This is a genomic window from Sinorhizobium prairiense, assembly GCF_029201645.2.
In the GTDB taxonomy this organism is placed as follows: Bacteria; Pseudomonadota; Alphaproteobacteria; order Rhizobiales; family Rhizobiaceae; genus Sinorhizobium; species Sinorhizobium meliloti_A.
Genome location: NZ_CP104131.1, coordinates 3080001 through 3095983, shown reverse-complemented (window position 1 = coordinate 3095983; position 15983 = coordinate 3080001). Strand labels below are relative to the sequence as shown.

The following is a 15983-nucleotide window of genomic DNA, read 5'->3' as shown; positions in this document are numbered from 1 at the left end:
AAGAATTAAGGCATCATTCCGACATGATTCTGCCTTCAGGGCGCGCCGGAACCGGCGGGTCCGCCGGCTTCTTGGAAGAGTCTACAGGAAAACTGATAGTGCGCCTCACCGCCTGCATGCTCGTGATCTTCACATTTTGCCTCGCCGCCGGTCCTTCGGCTGCGAGCGGGATACTCATCGTTCCGCAGGGCAATCGCCACGTCGAGCAGCCGGGCGTTCCGGGCGCCTCGGTACGCCGCACCAAAGCCGGCCGCACATCCTTCGACGCGAAATACGAGAAGGTGCGCGAGCTTCTTGCCACCGACCGCAAGCTCGTCGGCAAGATCAAGTCGGTCGCCGGCGCCTACGGCATCGCGCCCATTCACATGGTCGGGGCAATCGTCGGCGAACACACCTACAATGTCGACGCCTATGACCGGCTGCAATCCTATTACGTCAAGGCGGCCGCCTATGCGGGCGACAGCTTCCAGTTCGGCTATCAGGGCGAGTCCATCGCCGAATTCGTCGAGCGGCCCCAATTTGCCGAATGCGCCGGCAAGAAAGGCTCCTACGCGCTCTGGACCTGCCGCGAGCGGGTCTGGGACAGCCAGTTCCGCGGGCATACCGTGGCCGGCAAATCCTTCCCGAACAACCGCTTCAGCGCCGTCTTCTTCCAGCCGTTCTTCGCCGGGCAGACCTTCGGTCTCGGCCAGATCAATCCGCTGACCGCATTGATGCTGACGGATATGGTGTCGCGCGTTTCCGGTTATGAGCGCCTCGACGAAAACAACGCCGCGGGCGTCTATGAGGCGATCATGGACCCGGACGTGTCGCTTGCCTATATGGCCGCCTCCATCCGGCATTCGATCGATGCCTATCGCTCGATTGCGGGCATGGATATCTCCGGCAATCCGGGCCTGACGGCAACGCTCTACAATGTCGGCAATCCGGATGCGCGTGCGGCCGCGCTCGCCGCAAAGAACCAGGGGGGCGAGGTCCACTGGCCGGAGGAGAACTATTACGGCTGGCTCGTCAACGACAAACTGGCAGAGCTCGAAAGCCTTTTGTGATCCTTTATCGCCCGGCGGCGGAATCATCGCGATTCACGTGAAGCATTTTCTTGATTGCGCCGTAAAAAACTGGAACGGTACGCGACCAGAGCATTCCGCAATTCCGGACTGAGAACCGCTGCGCACTTTTCCTGGAATTGCTCTGGGAAAGGCATACACATGGATACGCGACCGGAGCCATTCGAGCCGCCCGCGCCCGTCCCGCGCACCGGCATCCCCTCGCGGCTCGAGATCATCCGCACGGTTCTGCGAAACCCGCTCGAGCTCTGGGGCGAGCCTTCCTACACGCTTCCCTGGATCGAGACGAAGTTCATCAATCAGCGGACGCTTATCGTCAACGATCCCGGCCTCATCCGCTATATCCTCGTCGAGAACGCCGCCAACTACGAAATGTCGAATGTCCGGCGGCTGATCCTGCGCCCGATCCTGCGCGACGGCCTCCTGACGGCGGAAGGAGAGGTCTGGAAACGGTCGCGTAAGGCGATGGCGCCGGTCTTCACGCCAAGGCACGCAAAAGGCTTTGCCGGCCAGATGCTTCGCGTTTGCGAGGCCTTCGTCGGCCGCTACGCGGGTGCTTCATCGGAACCCTTCGTCACCAATGTCGCCGTGGACATGACGGAACTCACCTTCGAGATCCTGGCCGAGACCCTCTTTTCCGGCGAGATCGCCGTCGAAAAGCAGGGCTTCGCCGCCAATGTCGAGGAATTGCTGCATCGAATGGGGCGCGTCGATCCGATGGACCTCCTGGTTGCGCCGAGCTGGGTTCCGCGACTGACCCGTATCGGCGGCCGGAAAGTGCTCGACCGTTTCCGCGGCGTCGTTTCCGAGACGATGTCTCTGCGCCGGCGACGGATGGCGGAAGCGCCCGGCGAGGTCCCGAACGACTTTCTGACCCTGCTTCTGCAGTTGGAAGGTCCGGATGGGCTTACGACCTCCGAAATCGAGGACAATATTCTCACCTTCATAGGTGCCGGCCACGAGACCACGGCACGGGCGCTCGCCTGGTGTTTCTATTGCGTCGCCAATACGCCCGCCTATCGCGAGACGATGGAACAGGAGATCGATTCGGTTCTTGCAAGCGGCGCCGATCCGGTCGACTGGCTCGGGCGCATGCCGCATGTGCTTGCCGCCTTCGAGGAGGCGTTGAGGCTCTATCCGCCGGCGCCATCCATCAACCGCGCCGCGATCGAGGAAGATGCGTGGACTTCCCCGGAAGGTGAGCGCGTGCCGATCCGCAAGGGAATATCGGTGCTGGTCATGCCCTGGACGCTCCACCGGCACGCGCTCTACTGGCAGAAACCCCGCGCCTTCATGCCGGAGCGCTTCCTTCCGGAAAACCGGGACAAGATCAACCGCTTCCAGTACCTGCCCTTCGGCGCTGGCCCGCGCATCTGCATCGGCGCGACCTTCGCGCTGCAGGAGGCGGTTATCGCGCTCGCCGTGCTCATGCACCGCTTCCGCTTCGACCTGACGGACGAGACGCATCCCTGGCCTGTGCAAAGGCTGACGACGCAGCCGAGGGGCGGCTTGCCGATGAAGGTGTCTGCCCGGGTGAAGTAGGGCCCAGGTTGGTGGGATACGCCCGCCGTCAGACACGGAAACGTCGTTGTCGCGCGATGGTTTTTTCCAAGAATATGTCCTATCACCGGACAGACCCTTTCGGACCCTCATCATTGGACTGAGCAGAAATTGACCCCGCATCTTCTCCTCGGCATCGACACCGGCGGCACCTACACCGACGCCGTCCTTTTCAGCGAAGCTACCGGCGTCGTCGCCAAGGCCAAGGCGCTGACGACCCGCCACGACCTGGCCGAGGGCGTTTCCGGCGCGGTGGAGGCGGTGCTCGCGAAGGCGAGAGTGCCGGTTTCGGCGATCAGCCTCGTGTCGCTCTCGACGACGCTTGCCACCAATGCGCTGGTCGAAGGCCAGGGCGGCCGTGCCGGCCTGATCATGATCGGTTTTGCTCCCGAAGACCTGAAGCGCGACGGCCTTCAGGAAGCGCTCGGGTCCGATCCCGTTCTGTTCCTTCCCGGCGGCCACAACGTTCATGGAGGCGAGACGCCGCTCGACATGAGTGCGCTCGACGCGGCGCTGCCGGCACTCGGCTCTCAGGTGTCGTCCTTCGCCATCGCCGGTTATTTCGCCGTGCGCAACCCGGACCACGAGAAGCGCGTGCGCGATCGCATCCGCGAGGTCTCGCACCTGCCGGTCACCTGCAGCCATGAACTTTCCTCCAAGCTCGGCGGCCCGCGCCGGGCGCTGACGACGCTTCTGAATGCGCGCCTCGTCTCGATGATCGACCGGCTTATCGGTTCGTGCGAAGACTTCCTCAAGGCCCGCGGCATCGACGTGCCGATGATGGTGGTGCGCGGCGACGGTGCGCTGATCTCGGCCGCCGAAGCGCGGCTGCGCCCGATCGAGACGATCCTTTCCGGGCCGGCCGCGAGCCTAGTCGGTGCTCGCTATCTGACCGGCCTGGACAACGCCGTCGTCTCCGATATCGGCGGCACGACGACCGACGTAGCCGTACTCGAAAAGGGCCGCCCGCGACTCGATGCGGAGGGCGCGGTCGTCGGAGGCTTTCGCACCATGGTCGAGGCGGTCGCCATGCGCACCTACGGCCTCGGCGGCGACTCCGAGGTGAAGATCAACGACCGCGGCCTCAAGGCCAAGCTCGATCTCGGGCCCCGCCGGTTCCTGCCCTTGAGCCTGGCCGCGGCCCTGCACGGCGACGCCGTCCTGTCGGTGCTCGAAAGGCAGTTGCGGGCGCCTCATGCCGGCCGGCATGATGGACGCCTGGCGGTCCGCACCGGCTTGCCCGACCACCTGGCGAGCGGGCTTCAGCCGCAGGAGCAGGCACTCTACGGCCGCATCGGCATGGTGCCGGTGGCGCTTGCGGACCTGCTCGTCAGCACGCCGCAGAAGGCAACGCTCGACCGGCTCGTGGCGCGCGGACTGGTGCATATCTGCGGGCTCACCCCCTCGGACGCGATGCATGTTCTCGGACGGCAGGCGCAGTGGAACGGCGCGGCCGCACGCCTGGGTCTCGAGATCGCCGCCCGCACCAAGGACGGATCGGGGCAGCCTATCGCCGCCTCCGTCGAAGCTCTCGCGAAGTTGATCGTCGACCGGCTGACGCGACAATCCTCTGAAGCCATCCTGCAAGCCTGTCTCAGCGAGGACGGCGCCGCCATCGACCCCGCCGCCTCACTTGCCGTCGACCGGGCGCTGAAACGGGAACCGGGCATCGTGCGCTTTTCGATCAGCCTCGACCGGCCGCTTGTCGGTCTCGGCGCCTCGGCGCCGGTCTATTACCCCGCCATCGCCGAAATGCTTTCCACCGAGGCCGCGATCCCGGCGGAGGCAGATGTGGCAAACGCCGTCGGCGCGGTTGTCGGTCAGGTGCGGGCAACGATCACCGTCTTCGTGACGACGCCGGAAGAAGGCATTTTCATCGTCAACGGTGCGGGCGCGAGCGAACGCTTCGTCGATCAGCAGGAGGCTTTCGGCGTCGCCCGACGGCGCGCCGAAACGATGGCCTTGGAGAGCGCCCGCGCCAACGGTGCAGAAGAACCCGCCGCGGTGCTTCGGGAAGAGATCGACGCGCCGGAAGTCGAAGGCAGCCGCAAGCTGATCGAGGCACGCTTCATCGCCTCGGCAAGCGGCCGGCCCCGTATCGCGCATCACGCGTCTTGACCTTTTCCATTCCGGAAACAATTCTTCGCATCCTTGCGGAATTGACAGGGAATGCGTTGATGAGAGAGTGTCCGCGCATGTGAGCGGGGCCAAAGCGCTTTTCCTTCCGGGCGCCGCTTCTATCTATGGCAATAGGAATACTGAATCAGGAGCTGTGGCATGGACCGCGTTGAGAAATATGGATTGCAGATCGATGCGGGGCTCCACCGCTTTCTGGTCGAAGAAGCGATGCCGGGCACCGGGGTCGAGGCGGAGCGGTTCTTTTCCGCCTTCTCGGATCTCGTTCACGATCTCGGACCGAAGAACCGGACCCTTCTCGTCAAGCGCGACGAGATGCAGGCCAGGCTCGACGGCTGGTATCGCGAGCATGGTGCCCCGGTCGACATGGAAGCCTATGAAGCCTTCCTGCGGGAGATCGGCTACCTCCTGCCGGAAGGTCCCGATTTTTACGTCTCGACCGCAAATGTCGATTCCGAAATCGCGACGATCGCCGGGCCGCAGCTTGTCGTGCCGGTGATGAATGCGCGCTATGCGCTCAATGCCGCCAATGCGCGCTGGGGATCGCTCTACGACGCCCTTTACGGCACCGATGCGATAGCGGAGACCGACGGGGCCGAGCGCGGCAAGGGATATAATCCGAAGCGCGGTGCCAAGGTCATCGCCTGGGCGCGAGAATTTCTCGACGCGAGCGCTCCGCTGGCGGCCGGCCGCTGGAGCGATGCCGAATCGTTCTCGATCGAGGGAGGGACGCTGACCGTAACGCTTGCCGACGGCACGAAGAGCGCTCCGCGCAATTCCGTTCAGTTCGCCGGCTATGCTGGTGACCCCGCGGCGCCGTCCGAGATCGTTCTGCGTCGGAACGGCCTTCACGTCGTCATCGTCCTCGACGCAACGACACCCATCGGCAAGGCCGATGCAGCCGGCATATCCGACGTCGTCTTGGAATCGGCGATCACCACGATCATGGATTGCGAGGATTCGGTTGCGGCCGTCGACGCCGAGGACAAGGTGCTCGTCTACCGCAACTGGCTCGGGCTGATGAAAGGCGATCTCGAGGAGGAGGTGACCAAGGGCGGCACGGCGTTCACCCGGAGGCTCAACCCCGACAGGGCCTATAAGGCTGCGGACGGCGCGACTCTGACACTGCCGGGCCGGTCGCTGATGCTGGTGCGCAATGTCGGGCACCTGATGACCAACCCCGCGATCCTCGACCGGGACGGCAAAGAGGTGCCGGAAGGCCTGATGGATGCCATGGTGACGGCGCTGATCGCACTCCACGACATCGGCCGGAACGGCCGGCGGGCGAATTCCCGCAGCGGCTCCATGTATGTGGTCAAGCCGAAAATGCACGGGCCGGAGGAAGTCGCCTTCGCCTGCGAGATCTTCGCCCGCGTAGAGGCGGCGCTCGGGCTTCCGGCCAACACGATGAAGATGGGAATCATGGACGAGGAGCGGCGGACGACCGTCAACCTCAAGGAATGCATCCGCGCCGCCCGCGAACGGGTCGTCTTCATCAATACCGGCTTCCTGGACCGCACCGGCGACGAAATCCACACCTCGATGGAAGCCGGCCCGATGATCCGCAAGGGCGACATGAAGCAGGCGCCATGGATATCGGCCTATGAGAACTGGAACGTCGATGTCGGTCTCGCGTGCGGGCTGTCCGGCCACGCCCAGATCGGCAAGGGCATGTGGGCGATGCCGGACCTGATGGCGGCGATGCTGGAGCAGAAGATCGCTCATCCGAAGGCGGGCGCGAACACGGCCTGGGTACCGTCGCCGACGGCCGCGACTCTGCACGCCACCCACTATCATCGCGTCAACGTCGCCGAAGTCCAGGCGGGCCTCAAGAGCCGCGCCCGCGCGAAGCTCGCCGATATCCTCTCCGTGCCGGTCGCTCCACGGCCGAACTGGACCGAGGAGGAAATCCAGCGCGAACTCGACAACAATGCGCAGGGCATTCTTGGCTATGTCGTGCGCTGGGTCGACCAGGGCGTCGGCTGCTCCAAGGTGCCGGACATCAACAATGTCGGCCTGATGGAGGACCGCGCGACGCTGCGCATCTCGGCGCAGCATATGGCGAACTGGCTGCATCACGGCATCGTCAGCGAATCGCAGATCGTGGAGACCATGAAGCGCATGGCGGCGATCGTCGACGGGCAGAACGCCGGCGATCCGAATTACCAGCCCATGGCTGGGCGCTTCGAGCGAATCGATCGCCTTTCAGGCGGCGCTCGATCTCGTGCTCAAGGGCCGCGAGCAGCCGAACGGCTATACCGAGCCGGTCCTGCATCGCCGCCGGCTGGAGCTGAAGGCGAAGCAGCGGGCCTGAGGCCCGTTGCGATTTTAATGGCGTCGAAGCTCTGGTCGGATTTGTCGGCACGCACGGTGATGCGCGTGAATTCCTCGCGTATCGACCGTGCGCCACTGCATGTTTCCTTTGATCGTGGCCGATCAATGGACAAAAACATCGAGCAGCTCAAAGGGTTACAGCGACCTTGGCGCGTCTCACAAGACGCGCGGCGCTGTAGGAAACGTATCGGAGGACTGCAACCTCTCCTCCCCTCATCCCTGTGCTCGTCACAGGGATGAGAGCAGCGCCGCGTCTGCGGCGCGGAAGAGCTCTTTCAGCCCAAGGACTTGGTCTGGCTGGATTCCTGTGACAAGCACAGGAATGAGGGACCCGGGATGTGCGGCTACTACGACTTTAATTTGCGAATGTGCGAGATGGTCAAGCTGTGACGCAATGCCCTCGCCGCGTCCGCGGCGCGGGAAGCGTTCTTTCAGCCCAAGGACTCGGTCTGGCTGGATTCCTGTGACGAGCACAGGAATGAGGGGATCAACAAGGCGCGCCGTGCGTCCAAAGGGACGCACAAAGAACGCGCCAGCTTCTCGAATCGAGCGCAATCAGCCGCGACGGCAAAAAGAAAGGGCCACCCGGCGCCACCGGATGGCCCTTTTTCGATGTCTTGCAGCCGTTACTGCTGCACGACGACGCGTGCGTTGCGGCCGGGGCGGACCCGCGAATAGAGATCGATGATGTCCTGGTTCATCAGGCGGATGCAACCGGACGAGGCGGCGGTGCCGATCGACGACCATTCCGGCGTGCCGTGCAGGCGGAACAGCGTGTCCCGGCCTTCCTTGTTGAAGAGATAGAGAGCGCGTGCACCGAGTGGATTGCTGATGCCCGGGCCCATGCCGGCCTCTACATATCTGGCGACTTCCGGCTTGCGCTCGGCCATTTCCTTCGGCGGGTGCCAGGTCGGCCATTCCTGCTTCCAGGCGACATAGGCCTCGCCTTCCCACGCGAAACCCTGCTTGCCGACGCCGATCCCGTAACGTACGGCCTTGCCGCCGGGCAGCACGTAATAGAGGAAGCGGCTCGGCGTGTTGACGACGATCGTTCCCAGGCGTTCCTTCGTCGGGTAATCGACGATCTGCCGATGGAAACGCTGGTCTACGCGGTTGATCGGAACGCCCGGCACCGCATATCCGTGGTCCTCAACAGGGCCATAATTGCTGGAGAAGATCTGGTTCGTCGCCACTTTTTCGCCCTCGGGAGAGGAGCCGGCCGTGGTCGTGGTCTGTGAGCAGCCGGCGAGGGCAACGGTGGCCGCCAGGCTGCACAGAAGGAGAGCGTTGCGGAAGCGCATGATGGTCTCGTAAAAGAGGTCAGGAAAATACGGGGGAGGGTGTCCGGCCGTCAGCGGCAACAGCTTATTTTCTATTGCACCGCAGTGCGCAAGGGACCGGCCCCCCGCAATGTGGCCGAAAGGTGTAAATTCCGTGACGATGGCTTTTTTGCAACAAACCACCCTGCAGCGCCGCGCGTCTCGTCAGAGGCGCAAAGGTCGCCGTATCACTTTGCGAGGGCGGCAATGACGATCTTGTCTATCCATGGCGACAATCCGCTCGCAGACGGACGTCAGTCAGAGCGGGCGATGAAGGTACGGCGCGGCGTTCAGCGGCTGCTGATGGAACTGCGCCACGCGGCTCTGCCCGAATTGACGCTTGCGAGCGGGAGGCGGGCCGATCTCATCTCGCTCTCGCCGAAGGGCGAAATCTGGATTATCGAGATCAAGACCTCGATCGAGGACTTCCGCGTCGATCGCAAGTGGCCGGAGTACCGGCTCCACTGCGACCGCCTGTTCTTCGCAACGCATGCGCAGGTTCCCCTCGACATCTTTCCGGAAGAATGCGGGCTGATGCTTTCCGACGGCTACGGTGCGCATATGCTGCGCGACGCTCCGGAACACCGCCTGCCGCCGAGCACGCGAAAATCGGTAACGCAGGCCTTCGCGCGCACGGCGGCGCAGCGCCTGACGCTCGCAGAATGGGCGGCCGAGCGAAACGGCGAGCTCGGCCAGTCGATCAGCGACATCGTCAGCGGCGAGCGGGATTAGAAAGGCGGCGCGAGTTACTTCGGCGCCCGTTTCGCCAGAATGCGCTGCAGGGTCCGTCGGTGCATGTTGAGCCGGCGCGCCGTTTCGGAAACATTGCGTTCGCACATTTCGTAGACGCGCTGAATATGCTCCCATCGCACGCGATCGGCCGACATCGGGTTTTCCGGAGGCTCCACCCGCTCGCCCGGGCGCTGAATCAGCGCCGCGAGAATGTCGTCGGCGTCTGCGGGCTTGGCCAGATAGTCGAGCGCTCCGAGCTTCACGGCGTTGACCGCGGTCGCGATGTTTCCATAGCCCGTCAGAACGATCATGCGCGTGTCGTCGCGGCGCCCACGGATCGCCTCGATCACGTCGAGACCGCTGCCGTCGCTCAGGCGGAGATCGATGACTGCATGTTTCGGCGGGCGGGTCTTCGCCTTGGCTATGCCTTCTGCGACCGATTCGGCGATCTCGACCGCGAAGCCGCGCGCTTCCATTGCGCGGGCGAGGCGCCGCAGAAAGGCCGTGTCGTCATCGACGATCAGAAGGCTCTTGTCAGGCCCGATCAGGTCCGCATCGGCGGCGTGAGTGTTTGGCGCAGGCATCGACTTTTCGATCATTTCTCAAATCCCTACAGCGCCATGCGTCTCACCGGGCGCGCAAGGGCCGCTGTAACCCTTCAAGTGCTGCATGTTCTATTCTTTCACCGGACAGGATCAAAGGAAACATGCGGTAGGCATAAACCGGTGGTTTTGCCGGCAATCATGTGGGTTTCCCCGCACCTGTCTTCAATAAACCGCCAAAAGTCATTTCGCCAGTTTCGTGTCCATCAGCACGCGCGGCCATTCGACGCTGACCCGGGCGCCCGGGTGTTTCGAACCGCCGTTCTCGAAGCGCAGCCGGGCACCTGAACGCTCGAGCAGCGTCTTGGCGATGAAGAGACCGAGGCCGAGCCCGCCGGCACTGTCGTCCTTCTGCCGCCGCGTCACATAGGGTTCGCCGATCCGCGCCAGGATGTCCGGCGAAAAACCGTCGCCGTCGTCTTCGATCGTCACCCGCACGCGCTCGGCCGTGTGTTCCGTCGTGACGGTCACCTTCTTGCGCGCATAGTCGACCGCGTTCTCCAGCAGATTGCCCAGGCCGTAGAGAATGCCGGCATTGCGGATGCCGACCGGCTCCGAGGCGCGATCGCCCTGCTCCTTCAGCTCGATTTCTATGCCGAATTCGCGATGCGGCGCCATTACCTCCTCGATCAGCGATGAGAGCGGCAGAAGCCGCATATGTTCTTCGCTTTCGGACGAAAGGGTGGTCAGCCGCCTCAGAATGTCGCGGCAGCGTTCGCTCTGGCTGCGCAGAAGATGGACGTCCTCGCCGAAACGCGGATCGTCGCCGAGCTCCCGTTCCATCTCCTTGGCGACGACGCTGATCGTCGCGAGCGGCGTTCCGAGTTCGTGGGCGGCGGCGGCCGCGAGACCGTCGAGCTGCGACAGGTGCTTCTCCCGCTGGAGGACGAGCTCGGTCGCCGTCAGCGCTTCGGAAAGCTCGCTCGCCTCGAGCGAGACGCGATAGGTGTAGAAGGCGGCGAAGGCCGTCATCGAGACGATCGCGAACCAGATGCCCGCCGTCAGCACGCGCGGCATCAGCAGAACGGTGCCTGGATACCAGGGCAGCGGGAAGGGCGAGAAGGCAAGGGCGGTGACGCCCAGGACGGCGAGTCCGGCCAGCACGATGCTCTGCGGCTTCGGCTGCGAGGCCGACGAGATGATGACCGGCACGCAGAGAAGCGGCGCGAAGGGATTGGCAAGGCCGCCGGTGATGAAGAGCAACGCAGTCAGTTGCGCAAGGTCGAGACCGAGCAGGGAGAAGGCGGCCGGCGGCGTCAACCGCTGCGTCGGCGGAAAGCGGAGCGTGAGAAAGACGTTGAGAAGCGCCAGGCAGGCGATCAATACGGAGCAGGGAACGATCGGCAGCGGGAACTGCAACCACAGCGCCGTGACGACGACGGCGAGCGATTGTCCACCCACCGCCAGCCAGCGCAGCCGGATGAGCGTCTGCAGCCTCAGACTGCGATTGCTGTTCTGATCGTTATAGAGTGTCGCAGCTGCCATGCGTTTCCGTTTCGCGATGCGGGTCGCATGCGCGACCGGGCGTCAATTCATCTTACCGGACTTTATTCCGAACCCGGCAAATAGGAAACGGCGGCGGACCTCGGTGCGCCGTAGAGCCGCATCCGGCCACGTTGGACGGATCGGAAAACGAGCACACTTTCCCTCCCGTTCTAAGTCCCGCGCGGTTTCGCGCGCGTCGTCGGCATCGCATTGGCGGGATCCTCCGGCCAGGGATGTTTCGGATAGCGGCCGCGCATCTCGGCCCTGACGTCCTTCCACGAGCCGGCCCAGAAGCCGGGCAGGTCCCGGGTCGTCTGGATCGGGCGGTGGCCGGGGAAATCAGCTCGAGAAGCAGCGGCAGCCGACCGTCGCCGATCGCGGGATGCGCTTTCAGGCCGAAGAGCTCCTGAACGCGGATCGACAGGAGCGGTTCGTCGCCGTCGTAATGGATCGGATGAAGCTGGCCTGTCGGCGCTTCGAAATGCGTAGGGGCCAGCCGGGCGAGGTCGCGCTGAAGGCCGTATGGAACGAGCGAGATGAGGCCTTCGGCGAGATCGCGGCCCTTGATCCCGTCAATGCCGCCGGCGTCTCCCTGGAACGGAACGAACCACGCGTCGAGACGGGAGATCAGCGCCGCGTCGGACATGTCCGGCCAGGGCTCGCCGATGGAGCGGTGCAGGAAGCCGATGCGGTCGCGCAGTTGCTCCACGTCCTTCGGGAAGGGGACAGCGGCGAGCCCCAGCTGCCGGATACCGTCCGCGAGTGCCCGCGCCGCCGCCTGGCCGCTGGGGCGAGGCAGCGGTTTCTCCTCGAAGATGATCGCCCCGAGCCGTGTCACTCGGCGCGCACGCACCTGCCGGCTGGCCCGATCGAAGAAGCTTTGCTCCTCGGTGACGATGGCGTCCGGCATGTGCCCTTCGACATCGCCTCTCGTTATTTCCGCTGCAGCAAGCACCCGTTGCGCCCCGGCTCTGCCGGTAAGATCGGCAATGACGAGCATTCCGGCCGCAGCAAGGCGTTCGGTCTCGGGTATCTCGGCACCGCGTCCGTTCGCCATGACGAAGCGGCCGCGCCCGCCGCGCTGCAGCGCGATGCGGTCGGGAAAGGCGTGCATCAGCAGGGCTCCAGGCAGAACCGGCTCCAGACCCGCCTTGTTCGATGCGCCGAGCTCGCCGGCCATGCGCCGCGCCAGACCGCGGGCGGCCTCGGCCCGGTCGCTGCGCTCGCTCCGGAACCGGCGCAGCCGCTCCTCGATATCGATGCTGTTGCCGCCGAGGCCCTGCTCGGTGAGCATCACCGCGAGAAGGCAGGCCTCCTGCGCCCGCCCTTCCTCGGCGGCTGCAACCGACATTGCCGCAAGCCGCACCGGCAGCGCCAGATCGCGGATCCTGCGGCCCCTCGGCGTCAGCGCGCCGCGGCTGTCGATCGCGCCGAGCTCGAAGAGCAGGCCTCGCGCCTCGCGCAGGGCCGTCTCCGGCGGCGGATCGAGGAATTTCAGCGTCGACGGATCGGCCACACCCCAATGGGCAAGATCGAGGAGCAGGCCGGAGAGATCGCTGGCAAGGATCTGCGGCGGCGTGAAGGCGGCGAGCGCCGCCGTCTGGCCGGGATGCCACAGGCGGATCGCGATACCCGGCTCAGTCCTTCCGGCGCGCCCGGCGCGCTGATCGGCCGAGGCTCTTGAAACGCGCACGGTTTCGAGCCGCGTGATGCCCGTCGAGGCCTCGAAGACCGGCAGCCGCTGCAGACCGCTGTCGACGACGATCCTGACGCCGTCGATGGTGATCGACGTTTCGGCGATCGAAGTCGCCAGCACGATCTTGCGTGTGCCCTTCGGTGCCGGGCGGATCGCCGCGTCCTGTTCCTTCTGGCTCAGATTGCCGTAGAGCGGCACGATTGCGGTCGCCTCCCCGAAGCGATCGGCGAGCCGCGCGGCCGTGCGGGCGATTTCCGCCTGCCCGGGCAGGAAGGCAAGGATGGAACCTTCCTCGGACCGATGCGCCTCTGCAATCGTGCGGACCATCGCGTCCTCGACGCTTTCACCGGCCGCTCTGTTTTCGTAGCGTATGTCGATAGGGAAACTCCGGCCCTCGCTTTTCAGGACCGGCGCATCGCCGACGAGCCCGGCGATGCGTTCGACGTCGAGCGTCGCCGACATGACGACGATCCTGAGGTCCTCGCGCAGCGCCGATTGCACGTCGAGCGCCAGCGCCAACCCGAAATCGGCATCCAGCGAACGCTCGTGGAACTCGTCGAAAAGGACAGCCGAAACGCCGGACAATTCGGGATCGTCGAGGATCATCCGGCTAAAGACGCCCTCCGTTACAACTTCGATCCGGGTTTTGCCCGATACGCGGTTGTCGAGCCGCATCCGGTAGCCGACGGTTTCGCCGACCTTCTCCCCAGAAGTTCGGCCATGCGTCCGGCCGCGGCCCGCGCTGCGAGCCGCCGCGGTTCGAGCAGAATGATCTTGCCGTCGCCGCGCCAGGGCTGGTCGAGCAGAAAAAGCGGCACCAGCGTCGTCTTGCCGGCGCCGGGAGGAGCCGACAGCACGACCGATCCCGACGAAGCGAGCGCGTCGCCAAGGCCGGGCAGGATCTCGCGGATAGGCAGGGTCGGAAGCGCGCGCATCACGCCTGCTCCTCCATTCCGATTTCGATCACGCGGCCGCCGGCGGCTTCCGCGTCGGCACTGTCGTGGGTCACCAGGATGGTGGGCAGCCCGGCCGCCCTCGCCTTGGAAAAGACAAGCTCACGCGTCTGCTGCCTGAGCGCCGCGTCGAGATTGGAGAAAGGTTCGTCGAGAAGCAGGAATCGTGGCGCGGAAACGAGCACCCTTTGCAGCGCCACGCGTGCCTTCTGGCCGCCGGAGAGCGTGTCCGGGTCGCGGTCGAAGAAGCCGGTAAGGCCCACCTCGTCGAGGGCTGCATCGGCCAGCCGGCGGCGTGCGGCTCGTCCTTTGACAGCCGGCGCTATGGCGAAGACGATGTTGCCGCCGACCGATAGATGGGGAAAGAGCAGCGGATCCTGAAACAGAATGCCCGCGTGGCGCCGGTTGGCGGGAACCGCCGTCAGGTCCTTGCCGTCGATCAGGATGCGGCCGCTCACATCGAATGCCGCATCGAGAAAGCCTCCCGCAAAGGCGAGCAGGGTCGACTTGCCGGAGCCGGACGGCCCCATGATCGTCAGCACCTCGCCCGGCGCGACGGACGCCGATACGGCGAGCAGGGCCCGGCCGCCCAGACCGATCGTCACCTCCGAGAGCGTCAGGCATCCTGTCTTGATCGGGGAATTTGACCCGGCGTTTTCCTGCATTCACGTCCTCATTGCCCGCCGGTTGCGGAATAGCAACTGCGGGCCGAGCGACGCAACGAGAAATGCGAGGAAGGGCAGGAGACCCTGAACGAGGGCGTAGATGCCGATGACCCGCCGGTCGCCGCCCGACGAGAGTGCGACGGCCTCGGTCGTGATCGTCGTCAGCCGCCCGGACCCGATGAGGAGCGTCGGCAGATAGAGGCTGACCGACACGGCGAAACCGACCGCGAGCGCGGTGAGGCAGGCACGAAAGAGCAATGGCAGCCGGACCGTGAACAGGATTTCCAACGCCGGCTTGCCGAAGCCGGCGGCAATTTTTTCGAAGCGCGGGTCGACCGCGCGCCAGGGGGCCGACAGCGACAGAAGCACGTAAGGGAGCACGAAAACGAAATGGACCGCCAGCACGCTCGCAAAGCCGGGAGTGAGCCCCGCCGAGAGCATCAGGACCTGCAGCCCGAAAACGAAGCTGATCTCCGGGACGAGCAAGGGGAGGTAAAGCAGCCGGTAGCCGGCTGCATTCTTCCGTCCGCCGGCGATGCCGTTGCGGTAGAGCAGGAGGATGGTAAATACGAGCGCCAGCGATGACGCCGAAAGAGCGAGCGCGACCGTGGTGCCGAGCGGCGCCCAGAGTTGAGGCAATGTGCGCATCCAGGTATTGGGCGTGAGACTTCCGGGCAACGCGTCGGGAAAGGGCCAGAGGCCTGCAACCGACCAGATCGAGAGCACGCTGAGCCCCGTGAAAATGGTGACCGTACAGGTGCTCATGGCGAGGGCGCCCGCAGCGCGAAGCGCGCCGTCCCGCGCAAAGCGCCGTCCGGAAAAGGTCAGGCGCGCGAGAACGGCTTTCCCGACCCGTTCGAGCACGATCCAGCTCGCCATTGCGGCAACGACGATGCCAAGCTGCAGGAAAGCGCCCGCCGATGCGAGAAATCGCGCACCGAGGTCGTCGTCTCCGGCCCATTGGGTTACTCGCACCGGCAATGTTGGCGGCAGCTTCGGCCCGAGGATCATGGCGACGTCGACCACGGATACCGAATAGACGAGCACTGCGAAGACCGGCAGACGGATCTGGCGGTAGAGGGCGGGCCAAAGACAGATGGCGAAGCCGGCGACGCGCCCGTAGCCGAGCGCCGCCGCAAGGCGCGATGCCCTCGTGACGGCAAGCTGCGGCAGGGCGGCAAGCGTCACCAGGAAGAGAAACGGCACCTCCTTGGCGATGAGCCCGGCAATCATCGTCAGCGCGAAAGGGTCGTTGGGAAGAAGCCAGTCCGGGGGCCGCGTGAAGCCCGTCACCTCCGGCGAGATCAGCCGGAGCAGGAAGCCCGACGGGGCGACGAGGAAAGCCAGCGCAAAGGCGGCGGCGGCATGCGGGACGGCAAGCAGGGGAGAGACGAGATGCTGGATGCGGGCGAAAAGCGGCGTGCCGGCAAAGCC

General features: G+C 65.0%; 9 protein-coding genes and 2 pseudogenes (1 of these 11 only partly in view). 5 read left to right on the top strand and 6 right to left on the bottom strand.

Going from position 1 to position 15983, the window contains the following annotated elements:
- The first annotated feature begins 98 nt into the window (after positions 1–98).
- From N0Q91_RS17645 to N0Q91_RS17630, 4 genes and pseudogenes are all read left to right on the top strand, one after another.
- Positions 99–1049, top strand: coding sequence for a DUF1402 family protein (locus tag N0Q91_RS17645; protein WP_275597071.1), 951 nt, complete (start codon positions 99–101; stop codon positions 1047–1049).
- A 159-nt stretch (positions 1050–1208) separates the two neighbouring features.
- Positions 1209–2609, top strand: a complete 1401-nt coding sequence (locus N0Q91_RS17640) for a cytochrome P450 (RefSeq protein WP_100672590.1) — start codon at positions 1209–1211, stop codon at positions 2607–2609.
- A 129-nt stretch (positions 2610–2738) separates the two neighbouring features.
- The gene (locus N0Q91_RS17635) at positions 2739–4745 is read left to right on the top strand and encodes a hydantoinase/oxoprolinase N-terminal domain-containing protein (RefSeq protein ID WP_275597070.1); all 2007 of its coding nucleotides are present in this window, start codon (positions 2739–2741) and stop codon (positions 4743–4745) included.
- A 159-nt stretch (positions 4746–4904) separates the two neighbouring features.
- Positions 4905–7077, top strand: a pseudogene (locus tag N0Q91_RS17630) (malate synthase G).
- A gap of 646 nt (positions 7078–7723) precedes the next feature.
- Here the strand turns inward: N0Q91_RS17630 and N0Q91_RS17625 are convergent.
- On the bottom strand, positions 7724–8398 hold the full coding sequence (locus N0Q91_RS17625; protein WP_275597069.1) for a L,D-transpeptidase: 675 nt from the start codon (positions 8396–8398) through the stop codon (positions 7724–7726).
- Between the two features lie 225 nt (positions 8399–8623).
- On the opposite strand from N0Q91_RS17625, the gene N0Q91_RS17620 reads away from it, so the two are divergent.
- The gene (locus tag N0Q91_RS17620; protein ID WP_100672586.1) at positions 8624–9148 is read left to right on the top strand and encodes an MmcB family DNA repair protein; all 525 of its coding nucleotides are present in this window, start codon (positions 8624–8626) and stop codon (positions 9146–9148) included.
- A gap of 14 nt (positions 9149–9162) precedes the next feature.
- Here N0Q91_RS17620 and actR read toward each other — a convergent pair whose 3' ends face one another.
- The 5 genes and pseudogenes from actR to N0Q91_RS17595 all read right to left on the bottom strand — a co-directional run.
- On the bottom strand, positions 9163–9747 hold the full coding sequence (actR, locus tag N0Q91_RS17615; RefSeq protein WP_003531971.1) for a global response regulator transcription factor ActR: 585 nt from the start codon (positions 9745–9747) through the stop codon (positions 9163–9165).
- A 186-nt stretch (positions 9748–9933) separates the two neighbouring features.
- Positions 9934–11235 carry an ActS/PrrB/RegB family redox-sensitive histidine kinase gene (locus N0Q91_RS17610; RefSeq protein ID WP_018098632.1) on the bottom strand — a complete coding sequence of 434 codons (1302 nt, stop codon included), beginning with the start codon at positions 11233–11235 and terminating at the stop codon, positions 9934–9936.
- Between the two features lie 170 nt (positions 11236–11405).
- Positions 11406–13866: pseudogene (gene hrpB, locus N0Q91_RS17605) on the bottom strand (ATP-dependent helicase HrpB).
- The gene (locus tag N0Q91_RS17600; RefSeq protein ID WP_275597068.1) at positions 13866–14549 is read right to left on the bottom strand and encodes an ABC transporter ATP-binding protein; all 684 of its coding nucleotides are present in this window, start codon (positions 14547–14549) and stop codon (positions 13866–13868) included. The pseudogene hrpB and the gene N0Q91_RS17600 overlap by 1 nt, the downstream one beginning before the upstream one ends.
- On the bottom strand, positions 14550–15983 hold the 3' portion of the coding sequence (locus N0Q91_RS17595) for an ABC transporter permease (RefSeq protein WP_275597067.1). Its footprint extends 255 nt past the window's final position; 1434 of the gene's 1689 nt are visible here — the last part of the coding sequence; its start codon lies beyond the right edge, outside the window; the stop codon is at positions 14550–14552.